Origin of the sequence: Streptococcus sp. 4155 (assembly GCF_013276695.1) — a bacterium.
GTDB lineage: Bacteria > Bacillota > Bacilli > Lactobacillales > Streptococcaceae > Streptococcus > Streptococcus pseudopneumoniae.
The window spans coordinates 1-21,037 of record NZ_VMLM01000056.1; the positions used below are offsets into that span (position 1 = coordinate 1).

General features: G+C 39.0%; 23 protein-coding genes, 1 pseudogene and 1 other annotated feature. Of the genes and pseudogenes, 20 read left to right on the forward strand and 4 right to left on the reverse strand.

What is annotated here, in order from left to right:
- Window positions 1–143 precede the first annotated feature (143 nt).
- From HT715_RS07445 to HT715_RS07460, 4 genes are all read left to right on the forward strand, one after another.
- Window positions 144–473 (forward strand): phage holin, encoded by a 330-nt coding sequence (locus HT715_RS07445; protein ID WP_172922881.1) that lies wholly within the window; start codon window positions 144–146, stop codon window positions 471–473.
- 2 nt (window positions 474–475) lie between these two features.
- Window positions 476–1,432: an N-acetylmuramoyl-L-alanine amidase family protein gene (locus HT715_RS07450; protein WP_138707180.1), complete on the forward strand. Its 957-nt coding sequence runs from the start codon at window positions 476–478 to the stop codon at window positions 1,430–1,432.
- A gap of 175 nt (window positions 1,433–1,607) precedes the next feature.
- A complete protein-coding gene (locus tag HT715_RS07455; protein ID WP_000917045.1) occupies window positions 1,608–1,814 on the forward strand; it encodes a hypothetical protein in 207 nt (68 codons plus the stop codon).
- The gene (locus tag HT715_RS07460; RefSeq protein ID WP_000379281.1) at window positions 1,798–2,229 is read left to right on the forward strand and encodes a DUF2335 domain-containing protein; all 432 of its coding nucleotides are present in this window, start codon (window positions 1,798–1,800) and stop codon (window positions 2,227–2,229) included. The genes HT715_RS07455 and HT715_RS07460 overlap by 17 nt, the downstream gene beginning before the upstream one ends.
- Window positions 2,230–2,415: 186 nt before the next feature.
- Here HT715_RS07460 and HT715_RS07465 read toward each other — a convergent pair whose 3' ends face one another.
- Window positions 2,416–2,604, reverse strand: coding sequence for a hypothetical protein (locus HT715_RS07465; RefSeq protein ID WP_000109850.1), 189 nt, complete (start codon window positions 2,602–2,604; stop codon window positions 2,416–2,418).
- A gap of 698 nt (window positions 2,605–3,302) precedes the next feature.
- Between HT715_RS07465 and HT715_RS07470 the strand changes: the two genes are divergently transcribed.
- From HT715_RS07470 to pta, 4 genes are read left to right on the forward strand one after another with little or no spacing between them, the layout of a single operon-like run.
- Entirely contained in the window at window positions 3,303–3,974 is a 672-nt protein-coding gene (locus HT715_RS07470) for a GTP pyrophosphokinase family protein (RefSeq protein ID WP_000171681.1), read from the forward strand.
- On the forward strand, window positions 3,958–4,776 hold the full coding sequence (locus tag HT715_RS07475) for an NAD kinase (RefSeq protein WP_000799049.1): 819 nt from the start codon (window positions 3,958–3,960) through the stop codon (window positions 4,774–4,776). Before HT715_RS07470 ends, HT715_RS07475 begins: the two co-directional genes overlap by 17 nt.
- On the forward strand, window positions 4,773–5,669 hold the full coding sequence (locus tag HT715_RS07480; RefSeq protein WP_138701274.1) for an RluA family pseudouridine synthase: 897 nt from the start codon (window positions 4,773–4,775) through the stop codon (window positions 5,667–5,669). The genes HT715_RS07475 and HT715_RS07480 overlap by 4 nt, the downstream gene beginning before the upstream one ends.
- Window positions 5,670–5,712: 43 nt before the next feature.
- Window positions 5,713–6,687 (forward strand): phosphate acetyltransferase, encoded by a 975-nt coding sequence (gene pta, locus HT715_RS07485; protein WP_000451579.1) that lies wholly within the window; start codon window positions 5,713–5,715, stop codon window positions 6,685–6,687.
- Window positions 6,688–7,014: 327 nt separating this feature from the next.
- Here the strand turns inward: pta and HT715_RS07490 are convergent, their stop codons facing one another.
- Window positions 7,015–7,314, reverse strand: coding sequence for a YbaB/EbfC family nucleoid-associated protein (locus tag HT715_RS07490; protein WP_000981524.1), 300 nt, complete (start codon window positions 7,312–7,314; stop codon window positions 7,015–7,017).
- Between the two features lie 402 nt (window positions 7,315–7,716).
- Here HT715_RS07490 and HT715_RS07495 point away from each other — a divergent pair, with 402 nt between their 5' ends.
- The 4 genes from HT715_RS07495 to rpmA all read left to right on the forward strand — a co-directional run bounded on the left by HT715_RS07495 (window position 7,717) and on the right by rpmA (window position 9,588).
- Window positions 7,717–8,415, forward strand: coding sequence for a YoaK family protein (locus tag HT715_RS07495; protein WP_023933523.1), 699 nt, complete (start codon window positions 7,717–7,719; stop codon window positions 8,413–8,415).
- A 64-nt stretch (window positions 8,416–8,479) separates the two neighbouring features.
- Window positions 8,480–8,567, forward strand: a sequence feature (ribosomal protein L21 leader region).
- 36 nt (window positions 8,568–8,603) lie between these two features.
- Window positions 8,604–8,918: a 50S ribosomal protein L21 gene (gene rplU / locus HT715_RS07500; protein ID WP_000109141.1), complete on the forward strand. Its 315-nt coding sequence runs from the start codon at window positions 8,604–8,606 to the stop codon at window positions 8,916–8,918.
- 15 nt (window positions 8,919–8,933) lie between these two features.
- Entirely contained in the window at window positions 8,934–9,278 is a 345-nt protein-coding gene (locus HT715_RS07505; RefSeq protein WP_000613692.1) for a ribosomal-processing cysteine protease Prp, read from the forward strand.
- Window positions 9,279–9,294: 16 nt separating this feature from the next.
- Window positions 9,295–9,588 carry a 50S ribosomal protein L27 gene (gene rpmA, locus HT715_RS07510; RefSeq protein WP_000916509.1) on the forward strand — a complete coding sequence of 98 codons (294 nt, stop codon included), beginning with the start codon at window positions 9,295–9,297 and terminating at the stop codon, window positions 9,586–9,588.
- 138 nt (window positions 9,589–9,726) lie between these two features.
- Here the strand turns inward: rpmA and HT715_RS07515 are convergent.
- Window positions 9,727–9,867: pseudogene (locus HT715_RS07515) on the reverse strand (TIGR03943 family protein); the annotation flags it as partial.
- Window positions 9,868–10,345: 478 nt separating this feature from the next.
- Between HT715_RS07515 and HT715_RS07520 the strand changes: the two are divergent.
- Entirely contained in the window at window positions 10,346–11,263 is a 918-nt protein-coding gene (locus tag HT715_RS07520; protein ID WP_023936826.1) for a bifunctional riboflavin kinase/FAD synthetase, read from the forward strand.
- A gap of 92 nt (window positions 11,264–11,355) precedes the next feature.
- On the opposite strand, the gene HT715_RS07525 is transcribed toward HT715_RS07520, so the two are convergent.
- Window positions 11,356–12,204 (reverse strand): YitT family protein, encoded by an 849-nt coding sequence (locus tag HT715_RS07525; RefSeq protein ID WP_000592055.1) that lies wholly within the window; start codon window positions 12,202–12,204, stop codon window positions 11,356–11,358.
- Window positions 12,205–12,345: 141 nt separating this feature from the next.
- Here HT715_RS07525 and HT715_RS07530 point away from each other — a divergent pair, with 141 nt between their 5' ends.
- The 7 genes from HT715_RS07530 (at window position 12,346) to HT715_RS07560 (ending at window position 21,027) form a co-directional block, all read left to right on the forward strand.
- Window positions 12,346–13,185 carry a DegV family protein gene (locus HT715_RS07530; protein WP_050207568.1) on the forward strand — a complete coding sequence of 280 codons (840 nt, stop codon included), beginning with the start codon at window positions 12,346–12,348 and terminating at the stop codon, window positions 13,183–13,185.
- A gap of 106 nt (window positions 13,186–13,291) precedes the next feature.
- Window positions 13,292–13,567 (forward strand): HU family DNA-binding protein, encoded by a 276-nt coding sequence (locus HT715_RS07535; protein WP_001284639.1) that lies wholly within the window; start codon window positions 13,292–13,294, stop codon window positions 13,565–13,567.
- Window positions 13,568–13,988: 421 nt separating this feature from the next.
- Window positions 13,989–15,890 (forward strand): ABC-F family ATP-binding cassette domain-containing protein, encoded by a 1,902-nt coding sequence (locus HT715_RS07540; protein ID WP_138701273.1) that lies wholly within the window; start codon window positions 13,989–13,991, stop codon window positions 15,888–15,890.
- A gap of 2 nt (window positions 15,891–15,892) precedes the next feature.
- Window positions 15,893–16,756: an XRE/MutR family transcriptional regulator gene (locus HT715_RS07545; RefSeq protein WP_138699853.1), complete on the forward strand. Its 864-nt coding sequence runs from the start codon at window positions 15,893–15,895 to the stop codon at window positions 16,754–16,756.
- Between the two features lie 79 nt (window positions 16,757–16,835).
- Complete coding sequence (locus tag HT715_RS07550; protein WP_138701272.1) at window positions 16,836–18,014, forward strand: MFS transporter; 1,179 nt, start codon at window positions 16,836–16,838, stop codon at window positions 18,012–18,014.
- Window positions 18,015–18,106: 92 nt separating this feature from the next.
- A complete protein-coding gene (gene ligA / locus HT715_RS07555) occupies window positions 18,107–20,065 on the forward strand; it encodes an NAD-dependent DNA ligase LigA (RefSeq protein ID WP_138699727.1) in 1,959 nt (652 codons plus the stop codon).
- A 2-nt stretch (window positions 20,066–20,067) separates the two neighbouring features.
- Complete coding sequence (locus HT715_RS07560) at window positions 20,068–21,027, forward strand: diacylglycerol kinase family lipid kinase (protein WP_000134183.1); 960 nt, start codon at window positions 20,068–20,070, stop codon at window positions 21,025–21,027.
- Window positions 21,028–21,037: the final 10 nt, after the last annotated feature.

The following is a 21,037-nucleotide window of genomic DNA, read 5'->3' on the forward strand; positions in this document are numbered from 1 at the left end:
GTACAACTCAATAATAGCAAATTAATAAGAATTCAGGCTGATATGTATAACCGAGGAGTCATATATCTAACTGGTACAAACTTAAGGGAGTATATAGGTAGCGTTAATGTTAAGTTTTATAGAGAATAGAAAGGGAACAACACATGACACAATTTAACGAACTCATCATTGCCTTTGCGACAGGCTTTTTAGCGGTAGTCGCAGGCAGCATGGTAAAAACAGTAAAAGATTATCTTTTGCGAAAAGGTGGAGAGAAAGCGGTAATCATCGCTGAAATCCTAGCCAAGAACGCAGTTCATGCCGTGGAGCAGGTGGCTGCTGAAACTGGCTACAAGGGCGATGAAAAACTGGCACAGGCTCGTGCTAAAATTCGTGCAGAGCTAACCAAATACAACATCAGCATGACCGATAAGGACTTGGATACCTTTGTGGAGTCCGCAGTGAAGCAGATGAACGATGCTTGGAGGGAATAGGTATGGATATCGATACAAGCAGACTACGTACAGGCTTGCCCCAGGTTGGGGTACAGCCTTACCGACAAGTACACGCTCACTCTACGGGGAACCGCAACTCAACCGCTCAAAATGAGGCAGACTACCACTACAGAAAGAACCCTGAGCTTGGTTTCTTCTCTCATGTCGTTGGTAACGGCCGTGTCATGCAGGTCGGTCCTGTAAATAATGGTGCCTGGGACGTTGGTGGTGGTTGGAATGCGGAAAGCTATGCGGCAGTTGAATTGATTGAAAGCCATTCAACTAAAGAAGAGTTCATGACAGACTACCGTCTCTATATCGAACTCTTACGCAATCTAGCAGATGAAGCAGGTTTGCCGAAAACGCTTGATACAAGCAGTTTGGAAGGTATCAAAACACATGAATACTGTACCAATAACCAACCAGACAATCATTCAGACCACGTTGACCCGTATCCATATCTAGCCAAATGGGGCATTAGCCGTGAACAGTTCAAGCAGGATATTGAAAGTGGCTTGACAATTGAAACAGGATGGCAGAAGAACGATACAGGCTATTGGTATGTACACTCAGACGGCTCTTATCCAAAAGACAAGTTTGAGAAAATCAACGACACTTGGTATTACTTCGACGGCTCAGGCTACATGCTTGCAGACCGCTGGAAGCAGCACACAGACGGCAACTGGTACTGGTTTGATAACTCAGGCGAAATGGCGACAGGCTGGAAGAAAATCGCTGAGAAGTGGTATTATTTCGACGTAGAGGGCGCTATGAAGACAGGATGGGTCAAGTACAAGGAGACTTGGTACTACTTAGACGGTAAAGAAGGTGCCATGGTATCAAATGCCTTTATCCAGTCAGCGGACGGAACAGGCTGGTACTACCTCAAACCAGACGGAACAATGGCAGATAAGCCAGAGTTCGCAGTGGAGCCAGACGGCTTGATTACGACTAAATAATTTTAAAAAATAAAAGGAAAGGAAAACTTTTCTAAAATGTTTATCTACCCCACAGGACTCGTCCTTGTGGGGATTTTTTTGTTAAAAAGAGTAAGAAACATTGACTTTTTTAAAGAAAGATGTCATAATCAAGTTAATTCAAAAAATATTATGGAGCGAGTAGGAGGAATTTGGGATGTTAAAAAATACAAAACAACCTCAATACTTTAAGTCTTTTTTACTTGGTATGACAGCAATTGTATTGCCTGTTTTTAGCTTTAACCAGAACATTTCGAAAGTAAAAGCTGATACAGTCCCAGACTGGAAGAAAGTCAAAAGTGATTACAAGAAATCAACGATGGGCATTCAGAAAGAGGTAATGAAATTTGGATACCGAGAATAAAGATTTGATTGAAGTCAATAATATTGTTGATGAAGTCGAGCGCTTACCACATGAACAGCGTCAAGTAGTTTTACAGAAGTTGGAAATCTATCAAGGTGACCTACCTCATCCAGATATTCTCAAAGGATATAAAGAGCTATATCCGGATGCTGCTCAAAAGATTATTGATAATGGTATTGCAGAAAGCCAACATCGTAGAGAGATGGAAGATAAATACTTATCAGGGAATATTGCTTCTCATAAATTGGGACAGTTATTTGGCTTTTTAATCGCCCTCGTTGTTATTATTGGTGGAATTTACTTAATAGCAACAGATAAACAAATTGCAGGTAGTGTCTTAACTGGAACTACTGCATTAGGGCTAATTGGTTTGTTTACAGGGAATAATCAAAATAAAAACAAAGACAAAGAATAATTTTTCACCGCAGGCTCAGGCTTGCGGTTTTTTTATTTTTCAAAAACACACATTTTGAACGATTAGAAAGCAAAATCACAATCCTATTGTTCAAAAAAGCGTTTACATGAAGAATATGGAGAGGAAATCGTGGTGTATTATTGTCAAAAACGGTGTTTTGTTAAAAATAAAAAACAGTGACCGAAATCACTGCTTTTTAAGTTCCTGGGCGTATGTTATCATGCTGATAGCGTGTTTTAGACGCATATTCATAATATCCGATACACCATTTTTATACTTGTCCACGGCCTGAATAGACATGCCACAGTTTTTGCTAATAGCATAGGCTGTGGCGTTGTCTAAAAGCCAGCGGATAGCTTCAATATCTACTGACATATATTACCTCGTAAAATACCAAACTGCAAATAGGAGTAGAAGAAGTCCAATAATAAATTCAACTTTTTCACGCTTGGTGGTTTTTCTAACTTTAAGATTTACTTTCATTGTTTTTCCTGTTATAATTTAAGTACACCCCCGAAGGGGTGGATAGTGATTTTTCACTATCCAAATTCGATGTGCCATTCAAAGCTGATTATAAATAAGTTTATTTTGACTACTAGCTTATTTGTTTTTGCTTTGAGTGGTTTCTTTTTGAACTTAAACATTTCATGTTCCTTTCTACTAGTTTCCTTGTCTAAGGTTTCCTCCTTAACCTTATGTATCCATTATACAACTTTGGTTGCATAATGTCAATAGTTTTGATGGAGTTTTTTTATTTTATTTTTAAAAGACTGTGAGTAATCACGGTTTTCTATTTATAAACTATTAGAATTAAATTGCAACCTTCTCAACTATACGGGCAAAGATGATTGTAAAAATGAATACGAAGATGAATACGATTTAAAAAAACGATGGAAATTAGTGTAAATGATTTTAACGAAAAATAAGTAAAAACTCAACTATTTACAAGTGATGATAACTATTTGTAAACGTTTTTCACTTATGGTATAATAAGCATTGTATTTATTGTATATGAATCTGGAGAAAAAATCAAAGATATTTTTGAAGGATAATATGAGAACAAGGGAGAATATATGACCTTAGAATGGGAAGAATTTCTAGATCCTTACATTCAAGCTGTTGGTGAGTTAAAGATTAAACTTCGTGGTATTCGTAAGCAATATCGTAAGCAAAATAAGCATTCTCCGATTGAGTTTGTGACCGGTCGAGTCAAGCCAATTGAGAGCATCAAAGAAAAAATGGCTCGTCGTGGCATTACTTATGCAACCTTGGAACACGATTTGCAGGATATTGCTGGCTTACGTGTGATGGTTCAGTTTGTAGATGACGTCAAGGAAGTAGTGGAGATTTTGCATAAGCGTCAGGATATGCGAATCATACAGGAGCGAGATTACATTACTCATCGAAAGGCTTCAGGCTACCGTTCCTATCATGTGGTAGTAGAATATACGGTTGATACCATCAATGGAGCCAAGACCATTTTGGCAGAAATTCAAATTCGTACCTTGGCCATGAATTTCTGGGCAACGATAGAACATTCTCTCAACTACAAGTACCAAGGGGATTTCCCAGATGAGATTAAGAAGCGACTGGAAATTACAGCTAGAATCGCCCATCAGTTGGATGAAGAAATGGGTGAAATTCGTGATGATATCCAGGAAGCCCAGGCTCTTTTTGATCCCTTGAGTAGAAAATTAAATGACGGTGTAGGAAACAGTGACGATACAGATGAAGAATACAGGTAAACGAATTGATCTGATAGCCAATAGAAAACCGCAGAGTCAAAGGGTTTTGTATGAATTGCGAGATCGTTTAAAGAGAAATCAGTTTATACTCAATGATAGCAGTCCGGACATTGTCATTTCCATTGGTGGAGATGGCATGCTCTTGTCGGCCTTTCATAAGTACGAAGACCAACTTGATAAGGTACGCTTTATCGGTCTTCATACAGGACATCTGGGCTTTTATACCGATTATCGTGATTTTGAGTTGGATAAGTTAATGACCAATTTGCAGCTGGATACCGGAGCAAGGGTTTCTTACCCTGTTCTAAATGTGAAGGTTTTTCTTGGAAATGGAGAGGTCAAGATTTTTCGTGCCCTCAATGAAGCCAGCATCCGCAGGTCTGATCGAACCATGGTGGCGGATATTGTCATCAATGGTGTTCCCTTTGAACGTTTTCGTGGAGACGGGCTAACAGTTTCGACACCGACTGGTAGTACTGCCTATAACAAGTCTCTTGGCGGTGCTGTTTTACACCCCACCATTGAAGCTTTGCAATTAACGGAAATTGCCAGCCTTAATAATCGTGTCTATCGAACGCTGGGTTCGTCCATTATTGTGCCTAAGAAGGATAAGATTGAACTCATTCCAACAAGAAACGATTACCATACTATTTCGGTTGACAATAGCGTTTATTCTTTCCGTAGTATCGAGCGTATTGAGTATCAAATCGATCATCATAAGATTCACTTTGTCGCGACTCCTAGCCATACCAGTTTCTGGAACCGCGTTAAGGATGCCTTTATCGGCGAGGTGGATGAATGAGGTTTGAATTTATCGCAGATGAACATGTCAAGGTTAAGACCTTCTTAAAAAAGCACGAGGTTTCTAAGGGACTTTTGGCCAAGATTAAGTTTCGAGGTGGTGCAATTCTGGTCAATGATCAACCGCAAAATGCAACCTATCTATTGGATATTGGGGACCGTGTTACCATTGATATTCCCGCTGAGGAAGGCTTTGAAACTCTAGAAGCTATCGAGAGACCATTAGACATTCTCTATGAGGATGATCATTTTCTAGTTTTAAACAAACCCTATGGAGTGGCTTCTATTCCTAGTGTCAATCACTCTAATACCATTGCCAATTTTATCAAGGGTTACTACGTCAAGCAAAATTACGAAAATCAGCAGGTTCATATTGTAACCAGGCTTGATAGAGATACTTCTGGCTTGATGCTCTTTGCCAAGCACGGCTATGCCCATGCACGATTAGACAAGCAGTTGCAGAAGAAGTCCATTGAAAAACGCTACTTTGCTTTGGTTAAAGGTGATGGTCACTTGGAGTCAGAGGGGGAAATTATTGCTCCGATTGCGCGTGACGAAGACTCTATTATCACCAGACGGGTGGCTAAAGGTGGAAAGTATGCCCATACTTCTTACAAGATTGTCGCTTCTTATGGAAATATCCACTTGGTTGATATTCGTCTGCATACTGGACGAACCCACCAAATCCGAGTCCATTTTTCTCATATTGGTTTTCCTTTGTTGGGCGATGATTTGTACGGTGGTAGCTTGGATGACGGCATTCAACGTCAGGCTCTGCATTGCCATTTCCTATCTTTTTATCATCCATTTTTAAAGCAAGACTTGCAGTTAGAAAGTCCCTTGCCGGATGATTTTGGCAATCTTATTACCCAGTTATCAACTAATACTCTATAAAAACTGATTCAGAGTATAATTATTATTTTAAAGGAGAAAACTCATGGAAGTTTTTGAAAGTCTCAAAGCCAACCTAGTTGGCAAAAATGCTCGTATCGTTCTCCCTGAAGGGGAAGAGCCTCGTATTCTTCAAGCAACTAAACGCTTGGTAAAAGAAACAGAAGTGATTCCTGTTTTGCTTGGAAATCCTGAAAAAATTAAAATTTATCTTGAAATTGAAGGGATCATGGATGGTTATGAAGTCATTGACCCTCAACATTATCCTCAATTTGAAGAAATGGTTGCTGCCCTAGTGGAGCGTCGCAAGGGCAAAATGTCTGAAGAAGATGCACGCAAGGTTTTGGTTGAAGATGTAAACTACTTTGGTGTTATGTTGGTTTACTTGGGCTTGGTTGATGGAATGGTGTCAGGTGCGATTCATTCAACTGCTTCAACAGTTCGTCCAGCCCTTCAAATCATCAAAACTCGTCCAAATGTAACTCGTACTTCAGGTGCCTTCCTCATGGTTCGTGGCTCTGAACGTTACCTATTTGGAGACTGTGCTATCAATATCAATCCTGATGCAGAAGCCTTGGCTGAAATTGCCATCAACTCAGCAATCACAGCTAAGATGTTTGGAATCGAGCCTAAAATTGCTATGCTAAGTTATTCTACTAAAGGTTCAGGTTTTGGTGAAAGCGTTGATAAGGTCGTTGAAGCAACTAAAATTGCTCACGACTTGCGCCCTGACCTTGAAATCGATGGTGAGTTGCAATTTGATGCAGCCTTTGTTCCTGAAACTGCAGCTTTGAAAGCTCCTGGAAGTACGGTAGCTGGTCAAGCAAATGTCTTCATCTTCCCAGGTATCGAGGCAGGAAATATCGGATACAAGATGGCTGAACGTCTTGGTGGCTTTGCGGCAGTAGGTCCTGTTTTGCAAGGTTTGAACAAGCCAGTTAACGACCTTTCTCGTGGATGTAATGCAGATGATGTTTACAAGTTAACCCTTATCACAGCAGCTCAAGCAGTTCATCAATAGTGAAAACTATAAAGCGATATACTATGCTATACTGTAGTTATGAAACTATGTACGAAAAGCACTGCCATTAACTCCTGAGAACTAAATTACTGATTGGTGTCAAAAAGGACAACTTCCAAGCGATGATATCCTGTCTATATACGACCTATAGAAATCTGTAATATACATGTCCGTAAAACGATAAATTTCCTTTTAAATGAGTATGAAAAGAGAATTTTTCATGAGAAAACGCATAATATTGAGTGCATTTGCTATTATGCGTTTTTTATAATTTTTGCACCTTTCTTAGCTTTTGTTATCGACAAGTATTGCTCTAGGTCCTTGTTTTTAGAATGGCAATTTCCCAGCGAAAGCACCCAGTTTTTTCTTGGTAGTTTCATCGATTTGTTCAAGAGCAGAGTTGATGGCTTGAACGGTCATATCAGAAAGAGTTTCAAGGTCCTCTGGGTCAACGATAGCTGGATTGAAATCAATGCTGACAACTTTCTTATCTCCAGTTAAGGTCGCTTGGACAAGGTCTTGAGCAGATTTGCCAACAAATTGCATGGCAGCAAGTTCGGCCTGGCTTTGTTCCATTTGTTTTTGAAGTTTTTGTGCTTGACGCATCATGTTTTGCATGTTCATCATAAGATTTCTAAAGTTCCTTTCATCTCAAGGGGATAATCCTTGTTGTTAACAAGTGCCTGATTTTCTCTCCTAATTGTTATTAGTAGCATAGCCATCAAGCCCAAGTCTTGATTTTATTATACCATTTTTTTAAGACATAGTCTTTTATTGGTGAGAGTTATTTATGTCAAGGAGTGATTAGAAATAAATTAAAATAATGATTTTTGTTAAGAGGGGCTCTATTCTAGTTTCATGGAAATGATTTTACTAAAGGTTTGTATGCTTTGTCTACAAACATGGTACCTCTATCTATTTTCGGATAAATAGTTGTCTATTATTATTTTTATGCTAATAGTAAAATCTAAATGGTAGCCTACGATTTTTTAGAAAGAAAATGGTACAATATTTCTAAGAGAAAATACAATGGGAGGGAAAATGAGGTTATTACCTATAAGAAAAATATCACGTCAGTCTAAAAGGTTAGCACTTTTTTTGACGTTTTGTGCTGGATATGTGGATGCTTACACTTTTATTGTTCGCGGGAATACCCTTGTAGCTGGACAAACTGGAAATGTTGTCTTTCTTTCGGTAGAGCTAATACAGAATAATGTTTCGGATGTTAGGGATAAGCTTTTAACCTTAATAGCGTTTATGCTGGGAGTTTTTTTACTAACCATTTATAGGGAAAAATTGAGAATTGTGAAAAAGCCAATTCTGTCACTGATTCCTTTGGTAATCTTATCAATAATTATTGGTTTTGTGCCACAAACTGTAGATAATATCTATCTAGTGCCGCCCTTGGCCTTCTGTATGGGACTGGTGACAACTGCCTTTGGTGAGGTTTCGGGTATTGCTTATAATAATGCCTTTATGACAGGGAATATCAAACGAACAATGCTAGCTTTTGGAAATTATTTCCGAACTAAGCACACTCCTTTTTTGCGTGAAGGGTTCATATTTGTTAGCCTGCTTAGTAGTTTTATCCTTGGCGTTGTCTTTTCAGCCTATTTGACGATTTTCTATCATGAAAAGACCATTCTTGGTGTTCCTATTATGATGAGCATTTTTTATATCAGCATGCTTTTTGCCTCGTGGCGGAAAAAAGTAAAAGAAAAAGCTTGATTTTAGGTGTTATTACTTGTAAGAAAATAGGAGATATGCTATACTTAGAGAGTTGACTATGCACAATCCTGTGCAACCGCACGAACATCGTTGCTCGATTATTCAAGTTTAAGTGGTTCGTCCCACGATGCTAGGCGAGTCTTCACAAAAAATTCGGGGAAACCCATAAAAATCATAGGAGGTGCATAATGAGCACATACGCAATTATCAAAACTGGCGGAAAACAAGTTAAAGTTGAAGTTGGTCAAGCAGTTTACGTTGAAAAATTGAACGTTGAAGCTGGTCAAGAAGTTACTTTTAACGAAGTTGTTCTTGTTGGTGGTGAAAACACTGTTGTCGGAACTCCACTTGTTGCTGGAGCTACTGTGGTTGGAACTGTTGAAAAACAAGGAAAACAAAAGAAAGTGGTTACTTACAAGTACAAACCTAAAAAAGGTAGCCACCGTAAACAAGGTCACCGTCAACCATATACTAAAGTTGTCATCAACGCAATCAACGCTTAATTTTAAGGAGAACACATGATACAAGCAGTCTTTGAGAGAGCCGAAGATGGCGAGCTGAGGAATGCGGAAATTACTGGACACGCCGAGAGTGGCGAATGCGGCTTAGATGTCGTGTGTGCATCGGTTTCTACGCTTGCCATTAACTTTATCAATTCTATTGAGAAATTTGCAGGCTATGAACCAATCCTAGAATTAAACGAAGATGAAGGTGGTTATCTGATGGTTGAAATTCCAAAAGATCTTCCTTCACACCAGAGAGAAATGACCCAGTTATTCTTTGAATCATTTTTCTTAGGTATGGCAAATTTATCGGAGAACTCGTCTGAGTTCGTCCAAACCAGAGTTATCACAGAAAACTAACACGGAGGAAAACATTATGTTAAAAATGACTCTTAACAACTTGCAACTTTTCGCCCACAAAAAAGGTGGAGGTTCTACATCAAACGGACGTGATTCACAAGCAAAACGTCTTGGAGCTAAAGCAGCTGACGGACAAACTGTAACAGGTGGATCAATCCTTTACCGTCAACGTGGTACACACATCTATCCAGGTGTAAACGTTGGTCGTGGCGGAGACGATACTTTGTTCGCTAAAGTTGAAGGCGTAGTACGCTTTGAACGTAAAGGACGCGATAAAAAACAAGTTTCTGTTTACCCAATCGCTAAATAAAAAGGTTCAGTGAACCTTTTTATCCCGAGCCTTGAACTGTAAAGGCGAGGAAGCTAGAAGTAGCATTAAATAAGGCTTTCCGAGTTTTCGGAGAGCCTGTTTTTTGTTTGGTACCCATACTTTTTAATATAGTAAAATGAAATAAGAACTGGTATCTGGTTTCAAATATTGGCTTGTCATCCCTTCACTTGTCTGAATGGCTTGAGCCGTTCCTTCTGATAAGGAAAAAGATATTCTTTAGCGAGAATCCAAGATAACAGATGGAGAGAAAAATAACCCAGTCTGAAGCACATTAGATGGGAGTTGTTGGAAAGCAGTCATCTAGTTTTTCTTTGCTGCTTTGGCTTTTTCTTTGTCATCAGGGAAAGTGACTTGCTTCAAATCAGGGAGTTTAGGAAATTCTTCAAACATCTTGCCCAAGTTGTCTCATTTTGTAAATTTTACAGCCATAGGTGTACCTCGATTCTAAATTCTACCTTTTCGGCACCAATTAGTAATTTAAAGTTCTCAGGAGTTAGTTGCATTGCTTTTTCATACATAAGCATAGTATGACACTTTATGGTTACCGAACAAGTCTAATCACTCCTTTCAAACTTTTGAAGATGTCCTACAAGTTTTTGAGAAGAATATTGCAAAGTTCATAGTTAAGCAACGATAGAGTGAAGTGCTTTTTGAAAACAGCTACACTTCAGGTGAAAAAAACGACATTTCAGATTTTCTGTTCCAGAAATAGCTATCGCTATGATATAATTATTTTATGATTATTACTATTCCTATAAAAAACCAAAAAGATATTGGCACACCATCTGATTCAGTCGTTGTTCTCGGCTATTTTGATGGCATACATAAGGGGCATCAAGAATTATTTCGTGTTGCCAACAAGGCTGCGAGAAAGGATTTATTGCCTATCGTCGTTATGACCTTTAATGAATCTCCAAAGATCGCTTTAGAGCCTTATCATCCAGATTTGTTTTTGCATATTTTGAACCCTGCTGAACGTGAAAGAAAATTAAAGCGCGAAGGTGTAGAAGAATTATATCTCCTTGATTTTAGTAGTCAATTCGCTAGTCTCACGGCAGAAGAATTTTTTGCAACTTATATCAAGGCTATGAATGCCAAAATTATTGTTGCAGGTTTTGATTATACATTTGGTTCTGACAAAAAAACAGCAGAAGATTTAAAGGATTACTTTGATGGAGAAGTTATCATTGTTCCACCTGTAGAAGATGAGAAAGGAAAGATTAGTTCAACTCGTATCCGTCAAGCTATTTTAGATGGAAATGTGAAAGAAGCAGGAAAACTTTTGGGGGCACCGCTTCCATCAAGAGGTATGGTGGTTCATGGTAATGCTCGTGGTCGTACAATTGGTTATCCGACAGCGAATTTAGTGCTTTTAGACCGTACTTATATGCCAGCAGATGGCGTTTATGTCGTTGATGTTGAGATTCAAAGACAGAAGTATCGTGCTATGGCTAGTGTCGGGAAAAATGTGACCTTTGATGGAGAAGAAGCACGTTTTGAAGTCAATATTTTTGATTTTAATCAAGATATTTATGGGGAAACCGTCATGGTTTATTGGCTTGATCGCATTCGAGATATGACCAAATTTGACTCAGTTGACCAATTAGTGGATCAGTTAAAGACTGATGAAGAAGTAACTCGGAATTGGTCTTAAGAGCTTGAGTAAATAAAACAAAAAAGAGGTTGTCTGTAACCCAAAAGATAGATGATGTAGTCTAACTTTTGAGATCACTACACTACCTCTTTTTATTCTTTTTCAAAGGTGAATCCTTCTCCTAGGATTTCATGGGCTTCTGTAATGGTTATAAAGGCTTGAGGATCGATTCGATGAATCATTTCTTTCATTTTCACAATCTCATTTCTACCGACAATACAGTAGATGATTTTCAAATTTTCTTTACTATAGTAGCCGTGACCAGAAATAAAAGTAACACCTCTTCCGAGGTCATCATTAATTGCCTTAGCAAGTTGGTCAGGACGTTTTGTGATAATCATAAAGCCTTTGCCGGCATATCCTCCTTCACCAATCAAATCAATAACACGAGAAACAATAAAATCAAACAAAAGCGTGTAGGAAACCAATCTCAAATCCTTGAAGATTAGGAGAATCAACATGAGAATACAAAAATCTAAGATAAAGAGCAGTTTTCCTATGGATATATGAGTGTATTTGTTGAGAATACGAGCTAGAATATCAGTTCCGCCAGTTGTACCTCCAGCATTAAAAATAATTCCAAGGCCAATTCCTAATAGGATTCCCGCTATAAGGGCTGTGATTAGTAAATCACCTTGAAGATCAATATGAAGGGGAATATGCTCAAAAAAAGCTAACCAGGCGGACAAAGCTAATGTTCCTAGTAAACTAGAATAGAGGGATTTAGCTCCAAAGATCTTCCAAGCTAGGATGAAAAGGGGAATGTTAATCAGCAGGTTCATGAGGGAAACAGGGATTTTAAAAAGATAAAAGGTGATGAGGGTAATGCCTGTCGCCCCTCCTTCAAAGAGATGATGGGGAACTACAAAATAAGTCAGTCCAAAAGCATAAATAGCAGCACCTAGTAAAATGGTAAAAATGGGGTAAATTTTTTTAATCATAGGACACCTCTTTTCTTATAAGTTGATTATATCAAATTTTACGGAAAATTTGATTGACTCCATTAGGATTTTTAATCTTTTTTTTGATATAATTAGAAGCAAGGAAACCAATCTGAATCCTAAAATAGAAAGATTGATACTATGACAAAAATTAAGATTGTAACCGATTCATCTGTTACTATTGAACCTGAACTAGTAAAGCAATTAGATATTACAATTGTTCCATTATCTGTAATGATTGATAATGTTGTTTATTCTGATGCTGATTTGAAAGAAGAAGGTAAATTTCTTCACTTGATGCAAGAAGCTAAGAATCTTCCGAAAACAAGCCAGCCGCCTGTAGGTGTCTTTGCTGAAGTGTTTGAAAACCTATGCAAGGATGGTAGCCAGATTCTTGCTATTCATATGTCCCATGCTCTTTCGGGTACTGTAGAAGCAGCGCGTCAAGGTGCTAGCCTATCTACTGCCGACGTGACTGTTGTTGATAGTTCCTTCACTGACCAAGCCCTGAAATTCCAAGTTGTTGAGGCTGCGAAGTTAGCTCAAGAAGGTAAAGATATGGAGACAATTTTATCTCATGTAGAAGAGGTTAAAAACCATACAGAGCTTTATATTGGTGTTTCAACTTTGGAAAATCTTGTCAAAGGTGGACGAATTGGCCGTGTAACTGGATTGTTGAGCTCCCTTCTCAATATCCGTGTTGTCATGCAAATGAAAGACCATGAATTGCAGCCAATGGTTAAAGGTCGTGGAGCTAAAACCTTTAAAAAATGGTTAGATGAGTTGATAACATCTCTCTCTGAACGTTCTGTAGCAGAGATTGGAATTTCATATTCTGGTAGTGATGATTGGGCAAAAGAGATGAAAGAAAGCTTACAAGCTTATGTTGAAAAGCCAATTTCTGTTTTGGAAACGGGTTCCATTATTCAAACTCACACAGGTGAGAACGCTTGGGCTATTTTGGTACGTTACCATTCCTAAAAAAATAAAGAAAATGGGAAGAAATAGCGTTTTTAACTTGACCTAAAAGGGATTTTAGGATATGATTATATTTGTTAATTAGAAATTATTTGGAGGAATCGTTAACATGGCAAACAAACAAGATTTGATCGCTAAAGTAGCAGAAGCTACAGAATTGACTAAGAAAGACTCAGCAGCAGCAGTTGAAGCTGTATTTGCAGCAGTAGCTGACTATCTTGCAGCTGGTGAAAAAGTTCAATTGATCGGTTTTGGTAACTTTGAAGTTCGTGAGCGTGCAGAACGTAAAGGTCGCAACCCACAAACTGGTAAAGAAATGACAATTGCAGCTTCTAAAGTTCCAGCATTCAAAGCTGGTAAAGCTCTTAAAGACGCTGTTAAATAATCAGCCTTTAAAAAGCCTATTGTATCAAGCTTTCTAGCTTGGTCAGTAGGCTTTTTAATTATGAAATCTAGTAATAAATAGAGTTAAAAAGCTGAATGCTCCGAAAATATTGTATATATAGTAGTTGAATCTAAAATAGTACGAAACAATTTCTAAAACATTTATAGAAATTAATTTTACTTCCTCAATCGATTTGTTCTCATCTTATTTCAATCCGCTATACGTACGTATATAATGAAAAGAATTAAATAATAGAATTGTGCGATAACTATTTGAAGCAAGATTAGCTTATTAGAAAATCCAACAAGATAGCGAAGGAATCCAATACAAATTTTACATAATTTATTTTATGTTACAAGTTCTTCGCTAAAATACTTACGATTATCTTGAATGCCTTAGGGAAACATGCTATACTGTTTGTATGATTATTTTACAAGCTAATAAAATTGAACGTTCTTTTGCAGGAGAGGTTCTTTTCGATAATATTAACCTGCAGGTTGATGAACGAGACCGGATTGCTCTTGTTGGGAAAAATGGAGCAGGTAAGTCTACTCTTTTGAAGATTTTGGTTGGAGAAGAGGAGCCAACTAGTGGAGAAATCAATAAGAAAAAAGATATTTCTCTGTCTTACCTAGCCCAAGATAGCCGTTTTGAGTCTGAAAATACCATCTACGATGAGATGCTTCATGTCTTTGATGACTTGCGTCGGACTGAGAAACAACTTCGTCAGATGGAGCTGGAGATGGGTGAAAAGTCTGGTGAGGATTTGGATAAACTGATGTCAGATTACGATCGCTTATCTGAGAATTTTCGCCAAGCAGGCGGCTTTACCTATGAAGCTGATATTCGAGCGATTTTAAATGGATTCAAGTTTAACGAATCTATGTGGCAGATGAAAATTGCCGAGCTTTCGGGTGGTCAAAATACTCGTTTGGCTCTAGCTAAAATGCTCCTTGAAAAGCCTAATCTCTTGGTCTTGGACGAGCCAACCAACCACTTAGATATTGAAACCATTGCCTGGCTAGAGAATTACTTGGTAAACTATAGCGGTGCCCTCATTATTGTCAGCCACGACCGTTATTTCTTGGACAAGGTTGCGACGATTACGCTGGATTTGACCAAGCATTCTTTGGATCGCTATGTGGGGAATTACTCTCGTTTTGTTGAGTTGAAGGAGCAAAAGCTAGCTACTGAGGCAAAAAATTATGAAAAGCAACAGAAGGAGATTGCGGCTCTGGAAGACTTTGTCAATCGCAATCTAGTCCGAGCTTCAACGACCAAACGTGCCCGATCTCGACGTAAACAACTGGAAAAAATGGAACGTTTGGATAAACCTGAAGCTGGCAAGAAAGCAGCCAATATGACCTTCCAGTCGGAAAAAAACTCTGGTAATGTTGTATTGACTGTTGAAAATGCGGCTATTGGTTATGACGGGGAAGTCTTGTCACAACCTATCAACCTAGATCTTCGTAAGATGAATGCTGTCGCTATCGTTGGTCCAAATGGTATCGGCAAGTCAACCTTTATCAAGTCTATTGTGGACCAGATTCCTTTTATCAAGGGTGAGAAGCGCTTTGGCGCCAATGTTGAGGTTGGTTACTATGACCAAACCCAAAGCAAGTTGACACCAAGTAATACTGTACTGGATGAACTCTGGAATGATTTTAAACTGACACCAGAAGTTGAAATTCGTAACCGTCTAGGTGCCTTCCTTTTCTCAGGAGATGATGTTAAAAAATCAGTCGGCATGCTGTCTGGTGGCGAGAAAGCGCGTTTACTTCTTGCTAAATTGTCTATGGAAAACAACAACTTCTTGATTCTGGACGAGCCGACCAACCACTTGGATATTGATAGCAAGGAAGTGCTAGAAAATGCCTTGATTGACTTTGATGGTACTCTTCTATTCGTCAGCCACGACCGTTACTTTATCAATCGTGTGGCAACTCATGTACTGGAATTGTCAGAGAATGGATCAACTCTCTATCTTGGAGATTACGATTACTATGTTGAGAAGAAATCAGAAGTAGAAATGATTCAAACTGAGGAAGCTTTAACCAGCAATCAAGCAAAAGAAGCAAGCCCAGTTAATGACTATCAAGCTCAGAAAGAAAGTCAAAAAGAAGTTCGCAAACTCATGCGACAAATCGAAAATCTAGAAGCTGAAATTGAAGAGCTAGAAAGTCAAAGTCAAACCATTTCTGAACAAATGTTGGAAATAAACGATGCCGACAAACTCATGGAATTGCAGGCAGAGCTGGATGAAATCAGCCACCGTCAGGAAGAAGCTATGCTTGAGTGGGAAGAATTATCAGAGCAGGTGTAAAGATGGAACATCTTGGAAAAGTATTTCGTGAATTTCGAACAAGTGGAAATTATTCTTTAAAGGAAGCAGCAGGCGAGTCCTGTTCAACCTCTCAGTTATCTCGCTTTGAGCTTGGGGAATCTGACCTAGCAGTCTCACGTTTTTTTGAAATTTTGGATAATATTCATGTGACCATTGAAAATTTCATGGACAAGGCTAGGGATTTTCAAAATCATGAACATGTTGCTATGATGGCACAGATTATCCCACTTTACTACTCAAATGATATTGCAGGTTTTCAAAAGCTTCAAGAAGAACAACTTGAAAAGGCTAAGAGTTCGACGACTCCCCTTTATTTTGAGCTGAACTGGATTTTGTTACAGGGTCTGATTTGTCAAAGAGATTCGAGTTATGATATGAAGCAGGATGATTTGGATAAGGTAGCAGATTATCTCTTCAAAACAGAAGAATGGACCATGTATGAGTTGATTCTTTTCGGGAACCTCTATAGTTTCTACGATGTGGACTATGTCACTCGGATTGGTAGAGAAGTCATGGAGAGGGAGGAATTTTACCAAGAGATTGGTCGCCATAAGAGATTAGTGTTGATTTTGGCCCTCAATTGTTACCAGCATTGTTTAGAGCATTCTTCTTTTTATAATGCCAGCTATTTCGAGACTTATACAGAGAAGATTATTGGTAAAGGTATTAAGCTTTATGAGCGTAATGTTTTCCATTATTTAAAAGGTTTTGCCTTATATCAAAAAGGAAAGTGTAAAGAAGGTTGTAGCCAAATGCAAGAGGCCATGCATATTTTTGATGTGCTAGGTCTTCCAGAGCAAGTAGCCTACTATCAGGAACACTACGAAAAATTTGTCAAAGATTAATTTTCCCAAATAAGGGAAAAAATAAAAAGCTCCTTTCGGTTTTGATACAATAGTTTCAAAATTTGAGAGGAGTTTTTATATGAATCGCTATGCAGTACAGTTGATTAGCCGTGGAGCTGTTAACAGGATAGGGAATATGCTCTATGATTATGGCAATAGTGTCTGGTTGGCTTCCATGGGAACTATCGGACAGACAGTTTTAGGAATGTATCAGATTTCTGAACTCGTCACATCCATTCTCGTCAACCCATTTGGCGGAGTCATTTCAGACCGTTTTTCTCGTCGTAAGATTTTAATGACGACGGACCTTGTTTGTGGGATTCTTTGTCTGGCTATTTCTTTTATAAGAAATGACAGCTGGATGATTGGAGCTTTGATTGTTGCCAATATTGTTCAGGCTATTGCTTTTGCATTTTCTCGTACAGCCAATAAAGCTATCATAACTGAAGTGGTGGAGAAAGATGAGATTGTGATCTATAACTCTCGCTTAGAGCTGGTTTTGCAGATTGTAGGTGTTAGTTCTCCTGTTCTTTCCTTCCTTGTTTTACAGTTTGCAAGTCTCCATATGACGCTACTGCTAGACTCGCTGACTTTTTTCATAGCATTTGTTCTAGTGGCCTTACTTCCAAAAGAAGAACCAATGGTTCAAGATAAGAAACCTTTTACTGGGAGAGATATGTTTGCGGATATCAAGGATGGGTTACACTATATCTGGCATCAGCAAGAAATTTTTTTCCTTTTGCTGGTAGCTTCCAGTGTTAATTTCTTTTTTGCCGCTTTTGAATTTCTACTTCCCTTTTCGAATCAGCTTTACGGGTCAGAAGGAGCCTATGCAAGTATTTTAACTATGGGGGCTATTGGTTCCATCATTGGGGCTCTTCTAGCTAGTAAAATTAAAGCTAATGTTTATAATCTTTTGATTTTACTGGCTTTGACAGGTGTCGGAGTTTTTATGATGGGATTACCACTTCCAACTTTTCTTTCCTTTTCTGGAAATTTAGTTTGTGAATTGTTTATGACGATTTTTAATATTCACTTTTTTACTCAAGTACAAACCAAGATTGAGAGCGAATTTCTTGGGAGAGTACTGAGTACAATTTTTACCTTAGCTATTCTATTTATGCCTATTGCAAAAGGATTTATGACAGTCTTGCCAAGTGTACATCTCTCTTCTTTCCTGATAATTGGAAGTGGTGTTATCATCTTGTCTTGTATATCGTTTATTTATGTTCGAACTCATTTTGAAAAATTGATATAAGGCTGCTTGAGTTTCAAAAATAATTTCAAACTAAGTGTTTTTTCCGCCCTTCTCGTTTGTGAGGAGGGCTTAGTTTATGGTAAAATGGTCTTATGAATAAAAGAATGAATGAGTTAGTCGCCTTGCTCAATCGCTATGCGGCTGAGTACTATACCAGCGATAATCCCTCGGTTTCAGACAGTGAGTATGATCGCCTTTACCGAGAGTTGGTTGAGTTAGAAACTGCCTATCCAGATCAAGTGCTAGCAGACAGTCCGACCCATCGTGTTGGTGGCAAGATTTTAGATGGTTTTGAAAAATACAGTCATCAGTATCCTCTTTATAGTTTGCAGGATGCTTTTTCACGTGAGGAGCTTGAAGCATTTGATGCGCGTGTTCGTAAGGAAGTGGCTCATCCGACCTATATTTGTGAGCTGAAAATCGATGGCTTATCTATCTCGCTAACTTATGAAAAGGGGATTTTGCTTGCTGGGGCAACACGTGGAGATGGTTCTATTGGTGAAAATATCACAGAAAACCTCAAGCGTGTTAAGGACATTCCTTTGACTTTGCAAGAAGAACTAGATATCACAGTTCGTGGGGAATGTTATATGCCACGCGCTTCTTTTGACCAGGTCAATCAAGCTCGCCAAGAAAATGGAGAGCCTGAATTTGCCAATCCTCGTAATGCGGCGGCAGGAACCTTGCGTCAGTTGGATACAGCTGTAGTAGCCAAGCGCAATCTTGCAACGTTTCTCTATCAAGAAGCCAGCCCTTCAACTCGTGATAGTCAAGAAAAAGTTTTGAAGCACTTAGAACAGCTCGGTTTTGTGGTCAATCCTAAGCGAATCTTGGCTGAAAACATAGATGAGATATGGGATTTCATCCAAGAAGTAGGACAGGAACGGGAAAATCTGCCTTATGATATCGATGGGGTGGTGATCAAGGTCAATGACCTAGCAGGTCAAGAAGAACTCGGTTTTACCGTTAAGGCTCCAAAGTGGGCAGTAGCCTACAAGTTTCCTGCTGAGGAAAAAGAAGCTCAACTCTTATCAGTTGATTGGACAGTTGGCCGTACGGGGGTTGTAACCCCAACTGCAAATCTAACACCAGTACAACTAGCTGGTACAACTGTTAGCCGTGCAACTCTGCACAATGTGGATTATATTGCTGAAAAAGATATCTGTAAAGATGACACGGTCATAGTTTATAAGGCTGGTGACATCATCCCTGCTGTTTTACGCGTGGTAGAGTCCAAACGGGTTTCTGAAGAAAAACTAGATATCCCTTCAAACTGCCCAAGTTGTGATTCTGACTTGTTGCACTTTGAAGATGAAGTGGCCCTGCGTTGTATCAATCCGCGTTGTCCTGCTCAAATCATGGAAGGTTTGATCCACTTTGCCTCTCGAGATGCCATGAATATTACAGGGCTTGGTCCATCTATTGTTGAGAAACTCTTTGCTGCAGACCTAGTCAAGGATGTGGCAGATATTTACCGTTTGAAAGAAGAAGATTTCCTCCTTTTAGAGGGGGTTAAGGAAAAGTCTGCTTCTAAACTGTATCAAGCCATTCAAGCATCTAAGGAAAACTCTGCTGAAAAACTCTTGTTTGGTTTGGGAATTCGCCATGTCGGCAGTAAGGCCAGTCAGCTTTTACTTCAACATTTTCTCTCGATTGAAAATCTGGCTCAGGCAGATCCAGAGGAAGTGGCTAGTATTGAAAGTCTGGGTGGTGTGATTGCCAAGAGTCTTCAGACTTACTTTGCGACAGAAGGCTCTGAAATTCTCCTCAGAGAATTAAAAGAAGCTGGGGTCAATCTGGACTATAAAGGTCAGACAGTAGTAGCGGATGCGACCTTGTCAGGTTTGACCGTGGTATTGACAGGAAAATTGGAACGGCTCAAGCGCTCAGAAGCTAAAAGCAAACTCGAAAGTCTGGGTGCCAAGGTAACAGGCAGTGTTTCTAAAAAGACAGACCTTGTTGTTGCAGGAGCAGACGCTGGAAGTAAACTTCAAAAAGCACAAGAATTTGGCATCGAAGTTCGAGATGAAGCTTGGCTAGAAAGTTTGTAACAATGACAGAAGAAAGAAAACGTGCGCGTTTAATTTATAACCCAACCTCAGGGCAGGAAATTATCAAGAAAAATATAGCAGAAGTGCTGGATGTTTTGGAAAATATTGGCTATGAAACCAGTGCCTTTCAAACGACTACAGAACCTCTTTCGGCACAAAAAGAAGCTGAGAGAGCAGCCAAAGCTGGTTTTGATTTGATTATTGCTGCAGGTGGTGATGGAACAATTAATGAGGTAGTCAATGGGGTTGCCTCGCTCGATAAGAGACCTCGGCTTGCTATCATCCCAACAGGTACGACTAATGATTATGCGCGTGCCCTAAAAATTCCAATGGGTGATCCTGTTGCGGCTGCTCAGATTATTGCTAAAAATGAGACCATTCATATGGATATTGGACGAGCTTTTGGCGACAAATATTTTATTAATATTGCCGCTGCTGGAACCTTAACCGAATTGACTTACAGTGTTCCAAGTGAAGTCAAGACGCGTCTTGGTTATTTTGCCTATGTTGCTAAAGGCATTGAAATGTTTCCTAAGACCAAGGTTCGTCCAGTGAGAATCACACACGATCAGGGGGTCTTTGAAGGAGAGGTGTCCTTGATTTTTGTTGCCTTGACCAATTCCATTGGAGGTTTTGAGCAGTTAGCGCCTGATACCAAGTTAGACGATGGTAATTTTACTCTGATTTTGGTCAAGACAGACAAGCTATTTGATATGTTGGGCTTATTGATACAGGCCATTAATGGTGGTCAGCATGTCTCAGACGTCAATATCGAATACCTTAAAACTAGCAAACTACGTTTAGAAGTTTTAGATGACCAAGAACCATTTATGCTGAACCTAGATGGGGAATATGGAGGAGATACCCCAGTTGAACTTCAAGTCTGCCATCATCACATCGAATTTTTTGTCAATCGAGACGAGATTAGTCAAGAATTTATTAGTGAAATAGAAACGAATTAAAAAGTAAAAA

Coding starts and splice junctions, on each gene's coding strand:
- HT715_RS07445 (WP_172922881.1), top strand. CDS start 144: ATGACACAATTTAACGAACTCATCATTGCCTTTGCGACAGGCTTTTTA.
- HT715_RS07450 (WP_138707180.1), top strand. CDS start 476: ATGGATATCGATACAAGCAGACTACGTACAGGCTTGCCCCAGGTTGGG.
- HT715_RS07455 (WP_000917045.1), top strand. CDS start 1,608: ATGTTAAAAAATACAAAACAACCTCAATACTTTAAGTCTTTTTTACTT.
- HT715_RS07465 (WP_000109850.1), bottom strand. CDS start 2,604: ATGTCAGTAGATATTGAAGCTATCCGCTGGCTTTTAGACAACGCCACA.
- HT715_RS07470 (WP_000171681.1), top strand. CDS start 3,303: ATGACCTTAGAATGGGAAGAATTTCTAGATCCTTACATTCAAGCTGTT.
- HT715_RS07475 (WP_000799049.1), top strand. CDS start 3,958: ATGAAGAATACAGGTAAACGAATTGATCTGATAGCCAATAGAAAACCG.
- HT715_RS07480 (WP_138701274.1), top strand. CDS start 4,773: ATGAGGTTTGAATTTATCGCAGATGAACATGTCAAGGTTAAGACCTTC.
- pta (WP_000451579.1), top strand. CDS start 5,713: ATGGAAGTTTTTGAAAGTCTCAAAGCCAACCTAGTTGGCAAAAATGCT.
- HT715_RS07490 (WP_000981524.1), bottom strand. CDS start 7,314: ATGATGAACATGCAAAACATGATGCGTCAAGCACAAAAACTTCAAAAA.
- HT715_RS07495 (WP_023933523.1), top strand. CDS start 7,717: ATGGGAGGGAAAATGAGGTTATTACCTATAAGAAAAATATCACGTCAG.
- rplU (WP_000109141.1), top strand. CDS start 8,604: ATGAGCACATACGCAATTATCAAAACTGGCGGAAAACAAGTTAAAGTT.
- HT715_RS07505 (WP_000613692.1), top strand. CDS start 8,934: ATGATACAAGCAGTCTTTGAGAGAGCCGAAGATGGCGAGCTGAGGAAT.
- rpmA (WP_000916509.1), top strand. CDS start 9,295: ATGTTAAAAATGACTCTTAACAACTTGCAACTTTTCGCCCACAAAAAA.
- HT715_RS07520 (WP_023936826.1), top strand. CDS start 10,346: ATGATTATTACTATTCCTATAAAAAACCAAAAAGATATTGGCACACCA.
- HT715_RS07525 (WP_000592055.1), bottom strand. CDS start 12,204: ATGATTAAAAAAATTTACCCCATTTTTACCATTTTACTAGGTGCTGCT.
- HT715_RS07530 (WP_050207568.1), top strand. CDS start 12,346: ATGACAAAAATTAAGATTGTAACCGATTCATCTGTTACTATTGAACCT.
- HT715_RS07535 (WP_001284639.1), top strand. CDS start 13,292: ATGGCAAACAAACAAGATTTGATCGCTAAAGTAGCAGAAGCTACAGAA.
- HT715_RS07540 (WP_138701273.1), top strand. CDS start 13,989: ATGATTATTTTACAAGCTAATAAAATTGAACGTTCTTTTGCAGGAGAG.
- HT715_RS07545 (WP_138699853.1), top strand. CDS start 15,893: ATGGAACATCTTGGAAAAGTATTTCGTGAATTTCGAACAAGTGGAAAT.
- HT715_RS07550 (WP_138701272.1), top strand. CDS start 16,836: ATGAATCGCTATGCAGTACAGTTGATTAGCCGTGGAGCTGTTAACAGG.
- ligA (WP_138699727.1), top strand. CDS start 18,107: ATGAATAAAAGAATGAATGAGTTAGTCGCCTTGCTCAATCGCTATGCG.
- HT715_RS07560 (WP_000134183.1), top strand. CDS start 20,068: ATGACAGAAGAAAGAAAACGTGCGCGTTTAATTTATAACCCAACCTCA.